The organism is Thermanaerovibrio acidaminovorans DSM 6589 (assembly GCF_000024905.1).
Taxonomy (GTDB): Bacteria; Synergistota; Synergistia; order Synergistales; family Synergistaceae; genus Thermanaerovibrio; species Thermanaerovibrio acidaminovorans.
The window spans coordinates 1,302,504-1,321,552 of sequence record NC_013522.1 but is presented as its reverse complement, the minus strand read 5'-3'; the positions used below and the strand labels follow the sequence as shown (position 1 = coordinate 1,321,552).

The window sequence follows — 19,049 nt, the reverse complement described above, 5'->3', positions numbered from 1 at the left end:
TAGCCATCGAAGGGAAGGTAAAGACCATGAAGCTCAAGAGGCGCTTCAGCTTCAGCGCCGCCCACTGGTTGCCCAGGTACAAGGGCCGGTGCGAGGCCCTGCACGGGCACACCTACTCGTTCGTGATCACCCTGGAGGGCTCCCCGGACCCGGAGGGGATGATAATGGACTTCACGGAGCTCAAGGGACTGGTGGAGGAGATGGTCCTCTCCAGGCTGGACCACTCGTGCCTCAACGACCTGCTGGAACAGCCCACCGCCGAGGCGTTGAGCCGGTGGATCTTCGAGGCCCTGGCGGACCGGCTGGAGGCCCCCAACCGACGCCTGGAGTCCGTGGAGGTCTTCGAGAGCCCCGACTGCTCCGCCCTGTTCCTCCGGGAGGACCGGCGGTGAGGGACCTCCAGTCCGAACGGGACCTGAGGGGCATAGGCCTGAACCGGGTGGGGGTCCGGGGGATCAAGCGGCCCATGGAGGTGCTATCCATGGAGGGACCCGCGCTACACACCGTGGGGCGCTTCTGCGCCTTCACCGACCTGCCGCCGGACGTGCGGGGCTCCCACATGAGCAGGATAGCCCAGCTGGTCCTCCAGTGGGACGGCCGGGTCCCCTGCCCCTCATCCGCCCGGGAGCTGCTCTCCTCCCTGTCCTCCTCCCTGGGGGCCAGCGCCTCCGAGGCGGAGGTCCGGTTCCCCTTCTTCGTCCCCAAGGCCTCGCCGGTGACCCGGATCCCCTGCCCCCTGGAGGTCCGGTGCCGGGTCCTGGCCTCCCTCCGGGGGGAGGACCTGTCCTTCCGCCTGGCGGTGAAGGTGCCGGTGAAGACCCTCTGCCCATGCTCCCGGGAGATATCCAGCTTCGGGGCCCACAACCAGCGGGCCCACGTCACCATAGAGGTGGGATCCCGGCGCATGATCTGGATCGAGGAGCTGGTGGCGGTGGCGGAGGAGAACGCCTCGTCCCCGGTCTACCCGGTGCTCAAGCGCCAGGACGAACGGTTCGTAACCGAAGGGGCCTACATGAGGCCCCGGTTCGTGGAGGACCTGGCCAGGGACTGCGCCGCCCGGCTCTTGGAGGACCCCCGGGTGGAGTCCCTCAGGGTCCGGGTGGTTAGCCACGAGAGCATCCACGACCACGACGCGGTGGCGGAGGTGATCCGGCCATGAGCCACCTGCCCAAGGTGCACCTCAAGCCCTCCGCCTCGGAGGGCATCGCAAGGCGCCATCCCTGGATCTACCGGGGGGCGGTGGCCCACTCCCAGGGGGAGATGGGGGACCTGGTGGAGGTCCTGCTGGACCGCCGCCCGGTGGCCTTCGGCCTCCTCGGCCCCTCGGACATAGCGGTCCGGATCCTGGGCTTCGGACCCGCCGAGGACCTGGGGGCGGTCCTCTCCAGGCGCCTGGCCTCCGCCGCCTCCTGGCGGATCCCCATGGCCCGCTCGAGAGGGGTCCAGGCCTTTCGGCTGGTCCACGGGGAGTCGGACGGATTGCCCGCCGCGGTGGTGGACCTCTACGGATCCACCGCGGTGCTCCAGCTGTCCCACCTGGGGTGGATCAGGAACCTGGACCTCTTCGTCCGGTGCCTCCTGGAGGCGGTGCCCTCCATCCGGTCCGTGGTGCTGAAGAACACCGGGAAGCACCTGCCCAAGGAGGGCCTCCAGGAGGACGTGCGGGTCCTCATCGGCTCCCTGGACCAGGACCTGACGGTCCCCCTGGGGCGGGTCCCCCAGCGGGTGCCGGTCCTGAAGGGCCAGAAGACCGGTCTCTACCTGGACACCCGGGACTGGGCGGAGGACCTGTCCCGCCTGCCCCTGGAGGGGGCTAGGGTGCTGGACGCCTTCTCCTACCAGGGCCACCTGTCGCTGAACCTGCTCGCCCTGGGGGCCCGGGAGGCGGTGCTGGTGGAGCAGTCCCCCCTGGCCCTCTCCAACGCCCTCTGGTCCGCCCGCGGCCTGGGACTCCAGGAGAGGGTGACCCTCCTGGAGGGCAACGCCTTCGACCTGCTCAAGGGGCTCGACCAGCGAGGGGAGAAGTTTAATTTAGTTATAATGGATCCGCCCCCCTTCGCCCCCTCCAGGCGGAACCTGGAGGGGGCCATGAGGGGCTACCGGGAGCTGATGGTGAGGGCCATCAACCTGGTCCTCTCCGGGGGCTTCGTCCTGTTCGGCTCCTGTAGCCACGCGGTGTCCCATGATGCGTTGCTGGAGCTGGCCCTGAAGGGGGCCCTGGACAGATCCGCCCAGGTGAGGGTCATCCACAGGCCCGCCCAGCCCTGGGATCACCCGGTCTCCCCCCAGGTTCCCCAGGGGGAGTACCTAAAGGGCATACTGATGGAGGTCGACAAGTAATGAAAGCTAAATTTGATCTCTCCCCCCGGGGGGTGGTGTTCGATTTCGACATGACCCTGGTGGACTCCAGCCACGCGGTGACCCACTGCCTTAACCTGCTGGCGGAGGATGAGGGCCTGAGGCCCATAACCCACCAGGACCTGATGGGCACCATAGGGTTGCCCTTCGATCTGTCCCTTCGGCGCCTCTTCGGCGGGTACGACCCCCGGTGGGTGGAGGCCTACAGGAGCCGGTACCGGCACCTGGAGCACTCCATGATAAGGCCCATAGAGGGGGCCCTCGCGGCCCTCGAGGCCCTCAAGGCCATGGGTCTAAGGCTCGGGGTGGTGTCCAACCGGAACATGGTGGGAGTGGTGGCCCAGAGGATGGGGCTCATGGAGTTGCTGGACGTGGCCATCGGGCTGGAGTCCGGCCTGCCCGCCAAGCCGGAGCCGGACATGCTGCTGGAGGCCCTGTCCAGGATGGGGATAAGCCCGGAGGAGGCCCTGTACGTGGGGGACACCGACGTGGACATGGAGTGCGCCCTGAGGGCCAAGGTGGTGCCCGTCGGGGTGGCCACCGGCCCCTTCCGCCCGGAGGAGCTCCAGTCCGCCGGGGCCCGGCTAGTGCTGGGGTCCGTGGCGGACCTGCCGGGGACCATAGGTCCCCTGGTGAAGGTTGGCTAGGGGGGAGCTCACGGGACCCAAGCGGGTGATCTACTGGCTGGTGCTGATCACCCTGGCGGTCCTCTGGGTATTCGGGTACCTGAGCTACGTGGACCACCACAAGAGGACCAATCCCAGGATAACCTGGGGGGTCCCCTGGACCGAGTGGTACCTGATCCCCGTCAAGGGGGCCCTCATATGGCAGGAGCGGGTGGTGAGGTCCCCCTCCTCCGGCCCGGTGGTCTACCCCAGGGGGGAGGGGCCCGTGAAGGTCCCCGCCGGGGCGGTGGTGGCCCGGGTGGGGGGGGTGAACGTGAAGGCCCCGGTCCAGGGGATCTTCCTGGCCCGGCTGGACCGCATGGAGGGCATCTGGCGTTACGCCTACCTCTGGGACCGGAGGGACCAGTTGCCCCCCGTGGCGCCGGAGCCGTCGCCCCCTCTCAGGACCGCCTCCCCGGGGCAGCCGGTGGGGAAGGTGATCGAGTTCCCCCAGGAGATCCGGTTCCTGGGCTACGTGCCCCTGGACGGGACGGTGCCCGAGTCCATTAAGGCTCGATCCCTGCCGGTCCGGAGGGACCGGTTCGAGGTTAACCTCTTCGGGGAGGTCCGGTTCTACGAGATCCACGGCCCCAAGGCGCTGGTCTACATGGACCTGCCATGGATGACCGAGGAGGTGGTGACTAGCCGGGTCATGGAGCTCATGGTGGAGGCGGGCCGGTTCGACGGGATCGCCATCCCCGAGAGGTCCGTGGTCCAGCGGGATGGGGTGACCGGCATATACGTGGTCCGGGGGAACATCTCCTCCTTCCGGCCCGTGGAGGGACGCCCCATAGGGGGCAACCGGTTCCTGGTGATGAAGGGCCTCTCCCTTGGGGAGGCGGTCATAGTGGACGGCCAGATGGCCAAGGAGGGAAGGGTTCAGCTGTGGTGACGTCCTTTGAGCACGTGAGGGATAACCTGGCCGCTGCCATGGAGGCCATAGAACGGGCGGCCGGCTCGGTGGGGCGGGACCCCGGGGAGGTCCGGGTGGTGGCGGTCACCAAGAACCACCCGCCCCAGGCGGTCCGGGCCGCCGCCCAGGCGGGGATTCGCATCGTGGGGGAGAACCGGGTCCAGGAGGCCATGGAGAAGCGGCGGGAGCTCCAGGACCTGGACGTCCAGTGGATCATGATAGGACACCTCCAGAGGAACAAGGTACGAAAGGCCCTGGAGACCTTCCACCAGGTCCACACGGTGGACAGCCTGGAGCTGGCCAGCTCCCTGAACCGGGTCCTGATGGAGACCCCGGACGCCCGCTGCCCGGTCCTGATGGAGGTCAACATCTCCGGCGAGGCCTCCAAGCACGGGGTGAGCCCGGACCTGGCACAGCCCCTGGGGGAGATGATACTCTCCCGGTGCGAGCGGCTGGAGCTGAGGGGGCTCTTCGGGGTGGGACCTCTGGTGGATGACCAGGCCAGGATCCGGGCCTCCTTCGCCTCCCTCCGGAGGCTCAGGGACCAGCTGGAGGCCGCCCTGGGGATCCATCTGCCGGAGCTCTCCATGGGCATGAGCTCCGACTACCCCCTGGCGGTGATGGAGGGGAGCACCATGGTCCGGCTGGGCACCTGCCTCTTCGGCCCCAGGAGGGGATTTTAAATTTGTGATTATGTTTTATAATATGGGGCCATGGGGCACTGGGTTCAAGCCCCGGCTTTAAAGACCTTAGGGAGGGAACCGGTTTGAGCTATCTTACGCCCTTAGACGTGGTGAACCAGTCGTTCAAGAGGGGTTTCAGGGGGTACGAGACCGCGGAGGTGGACGACTTCCTGGACCAGGTGGCGGAGAGCCTCCAGGCCTACATCCAGCGGAACAAGGAGCTGGAGCGGGACCTGGAGACCATGAAGGAGCAGATGGAGGAGTTCAAGGGCCTGAAGGAGTCCCTGAACGAGGCGCTGATCCTGGCCCAGCGGAGCGCGGAGGAGCGGGTCCGGGCCGCCCATCAGCAGGCGGAGGCGATCCTGGCGGATGCCAAGGCCCGGGCGGAGAAGATGATCGCCGACGCGGAGGCCCAGGTGAGCTCCCTCCGCCGGGAGATGAACCGGCTCACCCAGGTGCGTTGCCAGTACGTGGCGGAGTTCCGGGCCATGCTCTCCAAGTTCGACATGATGATCCGGGAGGAGGCCCCATCGGGCATGTGCGACCCGGAGGTCCACCGGGAGGGGGCCCCCATGGCGGACCCGCAGATCCGGGAGGCTAAGCCCCCGAAGGTGGAGCGTATCCCCATTCCCGAGGACCCCTTCAACGTCCAGGAGGCCCCCTTCGAGGTGCTGGACATCTTCGGCGACGCCCGGGAGGGACAGGGGGCCTGATCTGCTCGGATCTCCCGGTAGGGTCCCTGAAGGGTGTGGGCCCCAAACGATCCGCCGCCCTAGAGGAGGAGGGGATCCGCACATTGGGGGACCTCCTCCTCTTCCTCCCCAGGCGCTACGAGGACCTGCGCCGCCCGGTCACCCCCGCGGAGGCCCTGCCGGGCAGGAGGTGCCTGGTGGAGGGATCCGCCGGCAGACCCTCCCCCATGATGGGTCGCCGGGGCATGAGGTACCCGGTGACCGGCGGAGGGGGCACCATGTGGGTCTTCGTCTTCGGACCCCGACCCATGGTGCCCCAGCCGGGGGAGCGGGTCCTCCTCTACGGCCCGGTCCGGACCTCCCCCCTGGGACCCTGCATGGCTAACCCCAAGCTGCTGGACCGCTCATCCCCCCTCTTGGGACGCATAGTCCCCGTATACCCATCCAGCAGGGCCCTGCCCTCCTGGTGGATGAGGAACCTTATCCTGTCCGCCCTGGAGCGGACCTCCCAGGATCCCCCGGAGGACCCCATACCGGAGGAGATCCGGTTCCGCAGGTCCCTCCCGGACCTGGTGGGGTCCTTAAGGGAGATCCACTGGCCCTCCTCCGGGGCCTCTTGGCGGGAGGCCCGGCGGAGGCTTGCCTACCAGGAGCTACTCCTCCTGCAGGCCTGCTTCGCCCTCAGGCGGCGCATGAGGCCCCTGGGAGCCGCCCCCGCCGCCCCCGCCCGGGAGGCGGACGTGGAGGAGTACGCCTCCAGCCTTCCCTTCCGCCCCACCCGGTCCCAGGAGTCCTGCATGAGGGCCATAGCCCAGGCCTTCAACCGGGGCAGGTTCGACCTGTTGCTCCAGGGGGACGTGGGGTCCGGCAAGACCGCGGTGGCCCTCTTTGCCGCCCACCTGTATCTTAAGCGGGGCCGGTCGGTGCTCTTCCTCTCCCCCACGGAGATCCTGGCCCGCCAGACCTTCCAGGTGGCCCGACGGCTGCTCCCGGACTTCAAGGTGGAGCTGGTAACCGGGGACACAAGGGCGGATGCCTCACCGGGGCCGGGGCTCTACGTCGGCACCTCCGCCCTGCTCTTCCGGAAGGCCCTGGGGGAGGCATCCGCCCTGGCCATCGTGGACGAGCAGCAACGCTTCGGCGTGTCCCAGCGGGCAGCCCTCACCCGAGGGGGACGGATGAGCCTCCTCATGGTGAGCGCCACCCCCATACCCAGGACCATGGCCCTGGCCCTCTACGGGGACCTGGAGGTGCTCACCCTGGGTGAGTCCCCCCCTGGGAGGGGCCGGGTCACCACCATGTCCATGGGCCCCCGGGGGCTGGGCCGGGTGCTGGATCGGCTGGTGGGAGAGCTGGAGAGGGGAGGAAGGGCCTTCTGGGTCTGCCCCTCCCTGGAGGCGGGTCCCTCCGCCGCGGTGTCCCGTCACCGGCAGCTCTGCGAGTCCCTGGGCTGGGCGAACCCCCAGCTGGTGCACGGCCGGATGCCCTCGGAGGAGAAGGAGGCGGCGGTCCTCCGCTTCAGGGAGGGGAGCTCCCGGCTCCTGGTGGGCACCACCGTACTGGAGGTTGGGATAGATGTGCCGGACGCCACCGTGATGGTGGTGGAGGGGGCGGACATGCTGGGGCTGAGCCAGCTCCACCAGCTGCGGGGCCGGGTGGGCCGGGGAGGATCGGACGGGCTGTGCGTGCTCCTGTCGTCCCGGGAGCCGGTGCCCCAGAGGCTCAAGGCCCTGGAGGAGCTGTCCGACGGGTTCAAGGTGGCGGAGCTGGACCTGGCGGAGCGGGGGCCTGGCACCCTTCACCACCTGAGCCAGCACGGTGACATGGGGCTCAAGGTGGCGGACCTGAGCAGGGACCTGGAGCTACTGGAGGCCGCCCGGGAGGACGCGGCCAGTCTGGTGGAGGAATGGGCCATCCATGGGGAGCTCCTCCGGGAGGTTCGATGCCGCTTCCCGGGGATCATGGAGATCCTTGGGGGCGGGTGATGTTCTACAAGTCTCCCCGGTCGGTATATAATACGCAGTGAGGGGCCATGGGCCCCCGGTGATCTACGATTACGGATGGATCAGCGAACTGCACCTTGACAACCGAACAGGGGGGAATGGAATGTCGTTTGTGATGATGGCGGCGGGTGCCGCTTTGGGCGCCGCCGTGGTGTTCCTTTTGCTCCGTCATCTGGACGCCAAGAGGAACAAGGACGCGTTGAGCGAGGCGGAGCGGGTCCTCAAGGAGGCCGCCGCGTCGGCGGAGAGGTCCAAGCGGGAGATGCTCACCGAGGCCAAGGAGGAGATCCTCCGGTTGAGGCAGGAGGTGGAGCGGGAGACCAAGGAGCGGCGCAGCGAGCTTCAGCGGGCTGAGCGCCGCCTGGAGCAGAAGGAGGAGGCCCTGGACCGTCGTCTGGAGGCCCTGTCCAAGCGGGAGGAGGATCTGAAGGCCCGCCAGCGGCAGCTGGAGGAGCGGATGGAGTCCCTTTCGGAGAGGGAGTCCCAGATAACCGCCAAGCTGGAGGAGGTGGCCTCCCTGACCAGGGAGGAGGCCCGGGATTTGCTCCTCAAGCAGGTGGAGGACGAGGCGGCCCATCTGATAGGCCTGCGGCTCAAGGAGATGGAGGAGAGGGCCCGGCGGGAGTCGGACCGCAAGGCCCGGGAGATAATAGCCACCGCCATTCAGCGGTGCAGCGCGGAGCACACCTCCGAGGTGGCGGTGAGCGTGGTGCCCCTGCCCTCGGACGAGATGAAGGGTAGGATAATAGGCCGTGAGGGGCGCAACATAAGGACCTTCGAGACCCTCACGGGGGTGGACCTCATAGTGGACGACACCCCAGAGGCGGTGACCATAAGCTGCTTCGATCCGGTTCGCCGGGAGGTTGCCCGGCTGGCGTTGGAGCGGCTGGTGGCGGACGGGCGGATACACCCGGCCCGCATAGAGGAGATCATCGAGAAGGCCCAGCGGGACGTGGAGGAGGAGATCGTGGAGGCCGGGGAGGGGGCGTTGCTCCAGACGGGGATCAAGTCCATGAACCCGGAGCTTATACGGATCCTGGGGCAGCTCAAGTTCCGGTTCAGCTACGGCCAGAACGCCCTCCAGCACAGCCTGGAGGTGGCGTACCTCACGGGGATCATGGCCTCAGAGCTGGGGCTGGACGAGATCCTGGCCCGGCGGGCGGGTCTCCTTCACGACATAGGCAAGGCGGTGGACCACCAGGTGGAGGGTCCCCACGCCGCCATAGGGGCGGACCTGGCCAGGAGATATGGGGAGCCCCACGAGGTGGTGAACGCCATAGCGTCCCACCACGAGGACGAGGAGCCCACCACCATATATGCGGTGCTGGTGGCGGCGGCGGACGCCATAAGCGCCTCCAGGCCCGGGGCCCGGCGGGAGAGCCTGGACGCCTACGTCAAGAGGCTGGAGAAGCTGGAGTCCCTGGCCAAGGAGTTCTCCGGGGTCAGCAAGGCCTTTGCCATCCAGGCGGGCCGGGAGGTGCGGGTGGCGGTCTCCCCCCAGGTGACCGACGATGGGGCCATGCAGAAGCTGGCCTACGACATAGCCCGCAAGATAGAGCAGGAGATGAAGTACCCGGGCCAGATAAAGGTCACCCTCATAAGGGAGACCCGGGCGGTGGAGTACGCCAAATGATCGACCCGGGGGTCATGAGGGTCCTCTTCGTTGGGGACGTGATGGGCAAGCCGGGCCGGCGGCTTCTGCCCAGGGTCCTGAAGGACCTGGCCTCCGAGAGGGGGCCCTTCCACTTCGTTGTGGCCAACGGGGAGAACGCCGCGGCGGGGTTCGGCATTACCAGGCCGGTGGCGGAGGAGCTCTTCGCCGCCGGGGTGGACGTGATAACCGGCGGCAACCACAGCTTCGACAAGAGGGAGGCGGCGGAGATGCTGGCGGAGGACCTGAGGATACTCAGGCCCGCCAACTACCCGCCGGGGGTGCCCGGGCGGGGCAGCGGGGTCTACCGCAAGGGGGACATGTGCCTGGGGGTCCTCAACCTCCAGGGCAGGGCCCTTCAGCACCCCATAGACTGCCCCTTCCGGAGGGCCCAGGAGGAGCTGGAGGCCCTGGAGGCTCGGTGCGTCCTGGTGGACTTCCACGCGGAGACCACCAGTGAGAAGCGGGCCCTGGGGCTCTTCCTGGACGGCAGGGTATCGGCGGTGATAGGCACCCACACCCACGTCCAGACCGCCGACGAGGAGCTGCTGCCCAAGGGCACCGGTTACATAACCGACGCGGGCATGACCGGCGGCTCCGGCGGGGTGATAGGCATGAGGTACGAATCGGTGATACCCCGGTTCATCTACGGAACCCCAAGCAAGTTCGAGGTCTGCGACGAGCGCCTCAGGTTCTGCGGGGTGGTGGTGGAGATCTGCACCCACACCGGGCTGGCCCTGTCGATCCAGCGGGTGCGGATAGACCTTTAACTCCGGTTCACGTTTCGTTTTCTTCGTGTGGTCCCGGCCCCGGGCCTCGCCATGGCGAGGCCCGGGGCCTTTTTAACTGGTTTTTTACCTGATCACCCCGCCTTCGGCTTTGACATGACAATATCTAACTTGACAAAACAGGGAGAGGAGGGTTTATTTATTGCATCCATGCGACAGACTTTTCTTGAGCGGTCCTGGGGCGATTATTTAAGCTTCAGCCCGCCGAGGGGGTGGTTTGGGGGAAAGATTGCAAGTGTTTTTGGTGTTTTTGTTGTATTTTTTATTGGTTATAGGTTTTTTATTTGGAAAAAGAGGAGTGATGGTGGTGTCTACCAACGATCGTGAACAGTGGGGCAGCAGGTTGGGCTTCATAATGGCGGCGGCGGGTTCTGCTGTGGGGCTTGGTAACATATGGCGTTTCCCCTACGTGGTGGGCATGAACGGGGGCGGAGCCTTCGTTCTCATCTACCTGGCCATAGTCTTCATCATCGGCGCCTCGGTGATGCTGGCGGAGATGGCCATAGGGCGTGGTGCGGGGCTCAACGCGGTGGGCTCCTTCAAGAAGCTTGGGGGCGGCGCTTGGCCCCTGGTGGGCTGGATGGGGGTCATAGCAGGTTTCATAATCCTCTCCTTCTATGGGGTTGTGGCGGGCTGGACCATCGCCTACATGCTCAAGTCCTTCACGGGCCTCATGGAGGTGGCATCCCAGGGCAAGGCGGGGGACGCCTTCGGGGCCTTCGTCTCCAACCCCACCCAGGTGATCCTCTATCAGGCGCTCTTCATGTTCGGCACCATCTGGATCGTATTCAAGGGCATAGGTGAGGGGATCGAGAAGTACTGCAAGGTCATGATGCCCGGTCTCTTCCTCCTGTTGCTGGTGCTCATCCTGAGGGCCGTGACCCTTGACGGGGCCATGAAGGGCATCGAGTTCTACCTTAAGCCGGACTTCAGCAAGGTCACCGGAGGCACCGTCCTTTCCGCCCTGGGGCAGGGCTTCTTCTCCCTGTCGCTGGGCATGGGTTGCATGATCACCTACGGCAGCTATCTAAACAAGGATGAGGCGCTCCCCTCTGCGGCCTTTACCGTTACCTTCTTGGACACCCTGGTGGCCTTCTTGGCGGGTTTTGCCATATTCCCCGCGGTGTTCGCCTTCAACATGGAGCCCGCTGCCGGGCCGGGGCTAACCTTCATAACCCTGCCCTCGGTGTTCTCCAAGATGCCCATGGGGGCCGTCTTCTCCTTCGTGTTCTTCCTGCTCCTCTTCTTCGCCGCCATAACCTCCTCGGTGTCCCTGTTGGAGGTCTGCGTGGCCTACTTCAAGGACGAGCTGGGCTGGGACAGGGCCAAGGCCTCCTGGGTTCTGGGGCTGGTTATCTTCCTCTTGGGGGTCCCCTCCGCCCTGTCTCTGGGAGGGCACTTCCCCAAGATAGCCGGCAAGGACTTCCTGGACGCCATGGACTTCGTGGCCAGCAACCTGTTGCTCCCCTTGGGCGGCATCCTCATCTCCCTCTTCGCCGGCTGGTTCTGGCTTGACGGCTGCAAGAAGGAGATCTCCAACCAGGGGCGTCTCCCCTTCGTCTTTGAGGGCATATGGGTCTGGATCTGCCGGCTGGTCGCCCCGGTGGTGATCGCCATAGTGTTCGTCAAGGGGCTCAAGTGGTAGTACCCGCGCAGGTAAAACCCGCTGGGGGGGCTTCGGCCCCCCCTTCGTTTTGTTAAACTCCCCTCATGAGGTGTCCCCTGTGATAATATCTTCAGTGTCACAAGAAAGCGGAGGGAGATGAACACATGCTTAGGTTGATGCGACTTGGCTTTGCGGTCCTGGTCATGACGCTCCTGGCCTCCTGTGCGGGGGCCTCCACGTTCACCGACGCCATGGCCAGGTGGACCCGGTCGGTGAAGTACACCAACAAGCTGGGTTCAAGCCTGGAGGTGAGGGCCACTTACTACTCGGCGGAGTACGTGGAGGCCATGATCCAGGCGGAGGCGGACAAGAACATGTGGACCAAGGACGAGCTGGAGAACTTCAAGTACACCTTCCTAAAGAACGTGCGGGTCGGTGAGACCATACCTATCCGAATCGAGTTTGAGAACCTGGGTCCATCCATGAGGATGGCCCCCTTCGATGAGCAGGTGAGCCTGGTTATAAACGGAAAGAGCTACAGGCCGGTGGACTACGACCCCCGGTTCAACTTCAAGCTCCAGGGCAAGAGAGACGGGCTGGTCTTCTTTCCCCGGTACGATCAGAAGACCAACAAGGACCTTCTGGAGGGTGTCAGGAGCGTTAGGCTGGTCATAAACGGCGGGGTCAGCCCCATCACCGAGGGTAAGAAGATAGACTTCATCTGGGACGTGGACAAGGATAACCCCTCCAGGCTATTCCAGGGCCGGGCGGCGGCCAAGCTTGAGGCGGACCGGCTCATAAAGAGGCTGGAGGTGCTATCCAAGGAGAAGCGGGAGCTGGAGTCCAGGCTGTCGGAGTTGAGCGGGGAGATCGAGTCGGTCAACAGGAGGTTGGAGGAGCTGTCCAAGCAGTAGATTTCCTTGGGGCCCTTCGGCGGCGCTCTTTAAACTGCGGAGAGGGGAGATGCGCTTTGAAGAGGATTGCGGTGCTGACCAGCGGCGGAGACTCGCCGGGCATGAACGCGGCCATAAGGGCGGTCACCAGGACCGCCATCTACCGGGGCCTTGACGTCATAGGCTTCCGGCGAGGTTACGAGGGTCTCCTTGACGGGGATGGGATCCCCCTCACCAAGAGCTCCGTGGGGGGGATAATCCTTCGGGGGGGCACCATCCTGAGGACCGCCCGGAGCGAACGTTTCCGGCGCCCCGAGGGGGTCAACGAGGCCTACGCCAGGCTGAAGGAGTACGACATCGACGCCCTGGTGGTCATAGGGGGCGACGGTTCCTTCCGGGGGGCCTGGAGGCTTCACGAGATAGGCTTCCCGGTGGCGGGCATACCGGGCACCATCGACAACGACATAGCGGGGACCGACTACACCATCGGTTTCGACACCGCCTGCAACACCGCCCTGGAGGCGGTTCAGAAGCTGAGGGACACCGCTTCGAGCCACGACCGGCTCTTCATCGTGGAGGTCATGGGCCGGTCCGCGGGCTTCCTGGCGCTAGAGGTTGGAGTGGCCTCCGGGGCGGAGTACGTGCTGGTGCCGGAGGTGCCCTTCAAGATCGAGGACCTGTGCGAGAAGCTCCGCTACGCCCGGCAGAGGGGCAAGACCCACTCCATGATAATCCTGGCGGAGGGGGTCATGTCCGCCGGGGAGCTGGCCTCCCAGCTGAAGGACACCGGGGGTTACGAGGCCCGGATAACCGTGCTGGGGCACATCCAGCGGGGAGGGGCCCCCTCCTCCTTCGATGCGGTCCTGGCGTCCCGGATGGGGGCCGCGGCGGTGAACTCCCTCATCGAAGGCCAGAGGGGCTTCATGGTGGGGTACGTGAACGGCAAGATAGTCACCCCCCCCATGTCCACCGCCTGGGAGGAGAAGCGTCCCCTCAACGCGGAGATGATGGAGCTGGTGGACTGCCTCAGCATATGATGGATCCGATGGACCTGCGGAAATTGGGGGATCTTCTGGCCTCCGACCGGGCGGGCCGCATGGCCCCCCGGTTCTTCGACCCCTCCAGCCTCCATGGCGCCGCCCTGGCCCTCCGGGAGGCCCGGCGGGTGGTCTTGGTCACCGGCTTCATGATCCCCTCCGCCATGGCCCCCGAGACCGACGGCCCCCCGGGGGCGGTCTGGTTGGCCCGGGCCCTCCATGAGGCGGGGAAGGAGGTCAAGGTGATCACCGACCGGGGGTGCCTGGATGCGGTATCCGCCGCGGGGGCTGCCATCCGGGTGCCCCGGGAGACCTTCTCCCCCGGGCTGGTGGACCCCCTGGAGTGGGACGCCCTGGTCTACGTGGAGCGGATCGGCAGGTCCCAGGACGGCACCTACCGGAACATGCGGGGGTTGGACGTGTCCCACTGGGTGGAGCCCCTGGATCAGATAGCCTTGGATGCCCTTAGCGCCCCCCAGGGGCCCACGGTGATCGCCGTGGGGGATGGGGGCAACGAGGCGGGGATGGGGAACTACCGGGATGCCCTATCCCCCCTGGTGGGGGACTTCGCCCGTTGTCTTTCGGTGGTGGAGAGCCACCTGCCCCTGGCGGTGGACGTGTCCAACTGGGGGGCCTACGCCCTGGCGGGGCTTGCCTTCGGCCCCCGCTGGGTCCCCTCCCCGGAGGCGGAGCTGGACATGTTGGACGCCATGCTGGACCTGGGGGCGGTGGACGGCGCCAGGCTCCGGAGGACCCGGTCGGTGGACGGCTTCGACCCTCCGGTCCTGGGGGAGGTTTTAATCGGTCTCTCCAGGGCCCTGGACGGGTCCTTGGGGTAGGGGTTTAGGGGTGTTGTGAGGATCCATATTAATTAGGAGGTTTTATTGGGGATGGGCCGGTGGACCCCGGGCCGTCTTTTTATTGTAGGGAGATATTTAGTTATTTTGCTTAATTCAATCGCCCCTGCATAAGGGGGTGATTGTTTTTATTTTCCTGTAAAATTCCAGAAAGGCTTGACGTTTGAAGGCATAGGGGGTATTTATTCTAGCAATTTCATATTTTGCCACCGATCTTTGTTGTTTATTGAACGACGGGTTCTCGGAGGTGATGTGGCGTCAGCTCGGTTAGGTAGTTAAAGCAAAATCGTCTGTTTGTGTGTGTTTATTAGGCTGTTTTCTTGAATTACCTTCGTTTAAAGGGGTGGTATCCGTGTCCAGAGGGAGGGAGCAGTGGGGAAGCAAATTCGGTTTCATCATGGCCGCCGCCGGGTCCGCGGTGGGGCTGGGGAACATATGGCGGTTCCCATACCTCACCGGCGTCAGCGGCGGGGGGATCTTCGTGGTCCTGTACCTGATCCTGGTGGCCGCCATCGGCATGCCCATAATGCTGGCGGAGATGGCCATAGGCCGAGGCGGGGGGCTGAACGCTGTGGGGTCCTTCCGGAAGCTCAAGGGGGGACTCTGGCCCATGGTGGGCTGGGCCGGGGTGGTGGCCGGCTTCGTGATCCTATCCTTCTACGGGGTGGTGGCGGGTTGGACCGTGGCCTACATGTTCAAGTCCTTCGGACCCCTCATGTCCATGGCCGCCGCCGGGGGCGCCGCGGAGGCCTTCCAAACCTTCACCAACGACTACGTCCAGGTGATCGCCTACCAGGGGGCCTTCATGCTGGCCACCATATGGATAGTCTACAATGGGGTGGGGGGCGGCATCGAGCGGTACTGCAAGGTCATGATGCCCTCCCTCTACATAATCCTGGCGATCCTCATGGTCCGGTCCCTCACCCTGGAGGGGGCCATGAAGGGGGTTGAGTTCTACCTGAAGCCGGACATCTCCAAGCTCACCGCCCGGACCGTCATGGGCGCCCTGGGCCAGGCCTTCTTCTCCCTCTCAATCGGCATGGGGTGCATGATAACCTACGGCAGCTACCTTAGCGACCGGGAGTCCCTGCCCAGTTCGGTCTTCATCGTCACGGTGATGAACGTGGCGGTGGCCATCCTGGTGGGCTTCGTCATCTTCCCCGCGGTCTTCGCCTTCAACATGGAGCCCTCCTCCGGCCCAGGGCTCATCTTCGTCACCCTTCCCGCGGTCTTCGCCCGGATGCCCATGGGCTCCCTCTTCTCCTTCCTCTTCTTCACACTCCTCTTCTTCGCCGCGGTGACCTCCTCGGTGTCCCTGCTGGAGGTCTGTGTGGCCTACATGAAGGACGAGTTCCGCTGGGACAGGGGCAGGGCCGCCTGGATCATAGGGCTGGCCTGCTTCCTCCTGGGGATCCCCTCCGCCCTTTCCCTGGGGGACCACTTCCCCAGGGTGTTCGGCATGGACTTCCTGGGCGCCATGGACTTCCTATCCAGCAACGTGCTACTTCCCCTGGGGGGCATCTTCATCTCCGTCTTCGCCGGATGGAGCTGGTTCGAGGGGGCCCGGCAGGAGGTCCGCCGGGGCGGTGCGCTACCCAAGCCCCTGGAGACCTTCTGGGTCCTGGCGTGCCGGATCCTGGCCCCAATAGCGGTGGCCTGGGTCTTCGTGGGCAACTTCCGCTGATTCACCCGGGGGATGGGCTTGCCGCCCCTCCCCCCCTTTCGCCTCAATCCGCCCGGTCCTTCAGCACCCGCCCAAGGACCCCCAGGGCCACCAAGGCCCCCAACGCCCCCACCGAGGACTGGACCAGGTCGGTGACGGCCTCCACCGGCGCCGCCGCGGGGCCGTAAAGGACCCAGGCGCTGGCGGTGTAGCCCGCGATCATCACCGCCGCCCCGGCCGCAATGGCCACCGGGGGCTTGAGGCGCCTGCCCAGATGTCCCACCACTGCCCCCTCCAGCCCCTTGATCACCAAAGACAGGGGGGCCCACATGGGATACCCCAGGATCAGGTCACCCAGCGCGGCCCCAAGGCCCCCCGCCGCCATGCCGATCCGGGGCCCGAAGAGAAGGGCGGCGAGGTATATGGTCCCCTCCCCCAGGTTGAAGTAGAGCCTGTAGCCCGGCACCGGTACCGACACCATGGTCAGAGCCGTGACCGCCGCGGCGCAAAGCGCCCCCAGGGCCACCTGGTTGGATAACTTTACCGGTTCTTTCATCTTGGTGTTCCTCCCTTTGCGTTTTTGTGGTATCTTGTCCTGTATGGATTTTCCCACCGGTTCGCGCCCTTCGCCATGCACAACCGGCGGCGGTTGCGTGCCCCATCTGGCACCGTTACCCCGCCTGCCTAGGGAGGTCTGTCAATGAGGAATCTCATCCAAAGGATCCGCCAGGGTGACAGGGGAGTCCAGATCCTGTGCGTCACCGCCGGGATCCTCCTGGTCCTGAGCGTGTGGGTCTTCGGGGGCGGCGCCTTCGTGGACCGGTTGGAGGTAAGGGACGCGGTGTCCTGCCTGGACCTGGACGACTCCATGGAGCCCCAAGGCGTCTCCTCCCAGTTCCCCCCAGGCACCCGGCAGGTGTGCCTGTTCTTCCGATACAGCTCCCCCTCGGACGAGGACCTGTCCATAATATGGTCCCATCAGGGCAGGACCGTCCAGCGGGAGTCCCTCTCCCTCAAGCGGGGGGAGGGCAAGAAGGCCTTCTACCTCCTCAGGGAGGACGGTAGCCCGTTACCCAGCGGCGGTTATCGGGTGGACATGTTCTGGGGCATAAGGAAGCTGGCGGGGGTGGAGTTCTCCATCCGCTGACGCCTCTAGCGACCCGCCGGCCCCATTGGGACCGGAAATCTCGACAGAAAAGAAAAGGAGGAGATCAAGCTGAGGTTCTTTCTGGACACTGCAAACCTGGAGGAGATAAGGTCCTCCATCTCCATGGGGGTTGTGAGCGGGGTGACCACCAACCCCACCCTGGTGGCCCGGGAGGGGGTCCGGGACTTCCACTCCCATGTGAAGAAGATAGCCCAGATGGTGGACGGGCCGGTCAGCGCGGAGGTCATCTCCCTGGAGGCGGACGGCATGGTGGCCGAGGCCCGGGAGCTGGCGGCCCTGAGGGACAACGTGGTCATAAAGATACCCATGACCCCGGAGGGGATGAGGGCGGTCAAGGTGCTATCCTCCGAGGGGATCCGCACCAACGTGACATTGGTCTTCTCCCCCCAGCAGGCCCTCCTGGCCGCCGCCGCCGGCGCCTCCTACGTGAGCCCCTTCGTGGGCCGGCTGGACGACATAGGCGAGGACGGCATAGGCCTGGTCCGGGACGTGGCGGAGGTCTTCTCCATCCACGGGATCGAGACGGAGATAATAGCCGCCAGCCTCCGGCACCCCAAGCACGTGATCGACTCCGCCATGGCGGGGGCCCACATAGCCACCGTCCCCTACAAGGTCCTAACCTCCCTCTTCCATCACCCGCTGACGGACCAGGGGATAGACCGGTTCCTCAAGGACTGGCAGGAGCTGTCGAAGGCCAATGGATGAGGGGCTGAACCAGGTGATCCAGCAGGAGGCGGCCCCGTCGCCGGAGCAGCCCCTGGAGGAGTCCAGGCCCAAGGACAAGGGGGAGGACCGGAAGCGCTCCACCCAGAGGGAGCAGCCCAAGCACTCCTTCGCCAAGCTGATCCAGCTGGGGGTGTCGGAACTGCGGCGGCTGGCCAAGGAGGCCCAGGTGACCGGCTACTCGGCCATGAAGAAGGAGGAGCTGGTGCTGGCCATCATGGGGGCCCAGGCGTCATCCCAGGGGCAGCGGCTGGGGGGGGGGACGCTGGAGTGCCTCCCGGAGGGCTACGGGTTCCTCCGGGGGCCGGGGCTTCTCCCCGGGGACTCGGACATATACGTCTCCCCCTCCCAGATAAAGAAGTTCGGCCTCCGGAACGGTGACGTGGTCTGGGGGGTGGTCCGTCCCCCCAAGACCCAGGAGCACTACGAGGCCCTGGTCAGGGTGGAGACCGTCAACTACCAGGACCCGGAGCTGGCCAGGTCCAGGCCCCTCTTCGAGCACCTGACCCCCATATTCCCCGACAGCCGGCTACGACTGGAGACCACCTCCCGGGAGATCTCCACCCGGCTGATAGACCTCTTCGCCCCCATAGGCAAGGGACAGCGGGCCCTCATAGTCTCCCCCCCAAAGGCGGGGAAGACCACCCTGCTCAAGAAGATAGCCAACGCGGTGACCCAGAACCACCCGGAGGTGATCCTCATGGTGCTCCTCATCGATGAGCGCCCCGAGGAGGTCACCGACATGTCCCGGTCCATAAGGGGTGAGGTTATAGCCTCCACCTTCGACCGGCCGTCGGAGGAGCACATCCGGGTGGCCACCCTGGCGCTGGAGAAGGCCAAGAGGCTGGTGGAGGCCCGAAAGGACGTGGTGCTCCTCCTGGACTCCATAACCCGGCTGGCCAGGGCCTCCAACCTGGTGGTGGCCCCCTCGGGCAGGACCCTCTCGGGCGGCATGGACCCGGCGGCGCTCCACTTCCCCAAGCGGTTCTTCGGCGCCGCCAGGAACATAGAGGACGGGGGCAGCCTAACCATCATAGGCACCGCCCTGGTGGAGACCGGCAGCCGCATGGACGACGTGATCTACGAGGAGTTCAAGGGGACCGGAAACATGGAGATACACCTCTCCAGGAAGATATCCGAGCAGCGGATCTTCCCCGCGGTGGACATAACCAGGTCCGGCACCAGGAGGGAGGACCTGCTGATCCCCGAGGACGACCTGCAGAGGATATGGGTGCTCAGGCGGCGGATCGCCAACATGGACGAGGCGGAGGTCCTCAACCTCATCCTGGAGAAGCTGAGGAACACACCCACCAACCGGGACTTCCTGGCCACGGTCAAGATGGCCTGAG

Annotated in this window: 20 protein-coding genes; 19 read left to right on the top strand and 1 reads right to left on the bottom strand. The window is 65.7% G+C overall.

Annotated elements, in window-relative coordinates; translation table 11 throughout:
• The first annotated feature begins 26 nt into the window (after positions 1-26).
• From queD to TACI_RS06460, 16 genes are all read left to right on the top strand, one after another.
• Positions 27-392: a 6-carboxytetrahydropterin synthase QueD gene (queD, locus tag TACI_RS06535; RefSeq protein WP_012870012.1), complete on the top strand. Its 366-nt coding sequence runs from the start codon at positions 27-29 to the stop codon at positions 390-392.
• On the top strand, positions 389-1,159 hold the full coding sequence (folE2, locus tag TACI_RS06530) for a GTP cyclohydrolase FolE2 (RefSeq protein ID WP_012870011.1): 771 nt from the start codon (positions 389-391) through the stop codon (positions 1,157-1,159). Before queD ends, folE2 begins: the two co-directional genes overlap by 4 nt.
• Positions 1,156-2,340, top strand: a complete 1,185-nt coding sequence (locus TACI_RS06525; RefSeq protein ID WP_012870010.1) for a class I SAM-dependent rRNA methyltransferase — start codon at positions 1,156-1,158, stop codon at positions 2,338-2,340. Before folE2 ends, TACI_RS06525 begins: the two co-directional genes overlap by 4 nt.
• On the top strand, positions 2,340-3,005 hold the full coding sequence (locus TACI_RS06520) for an HAD family hydrolase (protein ID WP_012870009.1): 666 nt from the start codon (positions 2,340-2,342) through the stop codon (positions 3,003-3,005). Before TACI_RS06525 ends, TACI_RS06520 begins: the two co-directional genes overlap by 1 nt.
• Positions 2,998-3,915, top strand: a complete 918-nt coding sequence (locus TACI_RS06515) for an efflux RND transporter periplasmic adaptor subunit (protein ID WP_012870008.1) — start codon at positions 2,998-3,000, stop codon at positions 3,913-3,915. Before TACI_RS06520 ends, TACI_RS06515 begins: the two co-directional genes overlap by 8 nt.
• Complete coding sequence (locus TACI_RS06510; protein WP_012870007.1) at positions 3,912-4,619, top strand: YggS family pyridoxal phosphate-dependent enzyme; 708 nt, start codon at positions 3,912-3,914, stop codon at positions 4,617-4,619. The genes TACI_RS06515 and TACI_RS06510 overlap by 4 nt, the downstream gene beginning before the upstream one ends.
• Positions 4,620-4,702: 83 nt before the next feature.
• Positions 4,703-5,332, top strand: coding sequence for a DivIVA domain-containing protein (locus TACI_RS06505; RefSeq protein ID WP_012870006.1), 630 nt, complete (start codon positions 4,703-4,705; stop codon positions 5,330-5,332).
• A 35-nt stretch (positions 5,333-5,367) separates the two neighbouring features.
• Positions 5,368-7,296: an ATP-dependent DNA helicase RecG gene (locus TACI_RS06500; RefSeq protein WP_242601084.1), complete on the top strand. Its 1,929-nt coding sequence runs from the start codon at positions 5,368-5,370 to the stop codon at positions 7,294-7,296.
• Between the two features lie 121 nt (positions 7,297-7,417).
• A complete protein-coding gene (rny, locus tag TACI_RS06495) occupies positions 7,418-8,947 on the top strand; it encodes a ribonuclease Y (RefSeq protein ID WP_012870004.1) in 1,530 nt (509 codons plus the stop codon).
• Complete coding sequence (locus tag TACI_RS06490; protein WP_012870003.1) at positions 8,944-9,735, top strand: TIGR00282 family metallophosphoesterase; 792 nt, start codon at positions 8,944-8,946, stop codon at positions 9,733-9,735. The genes rny and TACI_RS06490 overlap by 4 nt, the downstream gene beginning before the upstream one ends.
• A gap of 51 nt (positions 9,736-9,786) precedes the next feature.
• Entirely contained in the window at positions 9,787-10,080 is a 294-nt protein-coding gene (locus TACI_RS06485; RefSeq protein WP_164925186.1) for a hypothetical protein, read from the top strand.
• Entirely contained in the window at positions 10,055-11,398 is a 1,344-nt protein-coding gene (locus TACI_RS06480) for a sodium-dependent transporter (RefSeq protein WP_164925421.1), read from the top strand. Before TACI_RS06485 ends, TACI_RS06480 begins: the two co-directional genes overlap by 26 nt.
• A gap of 125 nt (positions 11,399-11,523) precedes the next feature.
• On the top strand, positions 11,524-12,273 hold the full coding sequence (locus TACI_RS06475) for a hypothetical protein (protein WP_012870001.1): 750 nt from the start codon (positions 11,524-11,526) through the stop codon (positions 12,271-12,273).
• Between the two features lie 56 nt (positions 12,274-12,329).
• Positions 12,330-13,289 (top strand): 6-phosphofructokinase, encoded by a 960-nt coding sequence (pfkA, locus tag TACI_RS06470; protein WP_012870000.1) that lies wholly within the window; start codon positions 12,330-12,332, stop codon positions 13,287-13,289.
• Positions 13,289-14,128 carry a DUF4392 domain-containing protein gene (locus TACI_RS06465; RefSeq protein ID WP_242601083.1) on the top strand — a complete coding sequence of 280 codons (840 nt, stop codon included), beginning with the start codon at positions 13,289-13,291 and terminating at the stop codon, positions 14,126-14,128. Before pfkA ends, TACI_RS06465 begins: the two co-directional genes overlap by 1 nt.
• A gap of 370 nt (positions 14,129-14,498) precedes the next feature.
• Positions 14,499-15,830, top strand: coding sequence for a sodium-dependent transporter (locus tag TACI_RS06460; protein WP_012869998.1), 1,332 nt, complete (start codon positions 14,499-14,501; stop codon positions 15,828-15,830).
• Between the two features lie 43 nt (positions 15,831-15,873).
• Here the strand turns inward: TACI_RS06460 and TACI_RS06455 are convergent, their stop codons facing one another.
• Complete coding sequence (locus TACI_RS06455; protein WP_012869997.1) at positions 15,874-16,365, bottom strand: ECF transporter S component; 492 nt, start codon at positions 16,363-16,365, stop codon at positions 15,874-15,876.
• Between the two features lie 144 nt (positions 16,366-16,509).
• On the opposite strand from TACI_RS06455, the gene TACI_RS06450 reads away from it, so the two are divergent.
• The 3 genes from TACI_RS06450 (at position 16,510) to rho (ending at position 19,048) form a co-directional block, all read left to right on the top strand.
• Entirely contained in the window at positions 16,510-16,956 is a 447-nt protein-coding gene (locus TACI_RS06450; protein WP_012869996.1) for a hypothetical protein, read from the top strand.
• Between the two features lie 69 nt (positions 16,957-17,025).
• Entirely contained in the window at positions 17,026-17,682 is a 657-nt protein-coding gene (gene fsa, locus TACI_RS06445; protein WP_012869995.1) for a fructose-6-phosphate aldolase, read from the top strand.
• A complete protein-coding gene (rho, locus tag TACI_RS06440) occupies positions 17,675-19,048 on the top strand; it encodes a transcription termination factor Rho (RefSeq protein WP_012869994.1) in 1,374 nt (457 codons plus the stop codon). The genes fsa and rho overlap by 8 nt, the downstream gene beginning before the upstream one ends.
• Position 19,049: the final 1 nt, after the last annotated feature.

What these genes read in the sequence shown, in the direction of transcription:
- rny (WP_012870004.1), top strand. Translation starts at nt 7,418, where the DNA reads ATGTCGTTTGTGATGATGGCGGCGGGTGCCGCTTTGGGCGCCGCCGTG.
- TACI_RS06520 (WP_012870009.1), top strand. Translation starts at nt 2,340, where the DNA reads ATGAAAGCTAAATTTGATCTCTCCCCCCGGGGGGTGGTGTTCGATTTC.
- TACI_RS06525 (WP_012870010.1), top strand. Translation starts at nt 1,156, where the DNA reads ATGAGCCACCTGCCCAAGGTGCACCTCAAGCCCTCCGCCTCGGAGGGC.
- rho (WP_012869994.1), top strand. Translation starts at nt 17,675, where the DNA reads ATGGATGAGGGGCTGAACCAGGTGATCCAGCAGGAGGCGGCCCCGTCG.
- TACI_RS06490 (WP_012870003.1), top strand. Translation starts at nt 8,944, where the DNA reads ATGATCGACCCGGGGGTCATGAGGGTCCTCTTCGTTGGGGACGTGATG.
- TACI_RS06455 (WP_012869997.1), bottom strand. Translation starts at nt 16,365, where the DNA reads ATGAAAGAACCGGTAAAGTTATCCAACCAGGTGGCCCTGGGGGCGCTT.
- TACI_RS06465 (WP_242601083.1), top strand. Translation starts at nt 13,289, where the DNA reads ATGGATCCGATGGACCTGCGGAAATTGGGGGATCTTCTGGCCTCCGAC.
- TACI_RS06475 (WP_012870001.1), top strand. Translation starts at nt 11,524, where the DNA reads ATGCTTAGGTTGATGCGACTTGGCTTTGCGGTCCTGGTCATGACGCTC.
- queD (WP_012870012.1), top strand. Translation starts at nt 27, where the DNA reads ATGAAGCTCAAGAGGCGCTTCAGCTTCAGCGCCGCCCACTGGTTGCCC.
- TACI_RS06450 (WP_012869996.1), top strand. Translation starts at nt 16,510, where the DNA reads ATGAGGAATCTCATCCAAAGGATCCGCCAGGGTGACAGGGGAGTCCAG.
- TACI_RS06480 (WP_164925421.1), top strand. Translation starts at nt 10,055, where the DNA reads ATGGTGGTGTCTACCAACGATCGTGAACAGTGGGGCAGCAGGTTGGGC.
- TACI_RS06485 (WP_164925186.1), top strand. Translation starts at nt 9,787, where the DNA reads ATGGCGAGGCCCGGGGCCTTTTTAACTGGTTTTTTACCTGATCACCCC.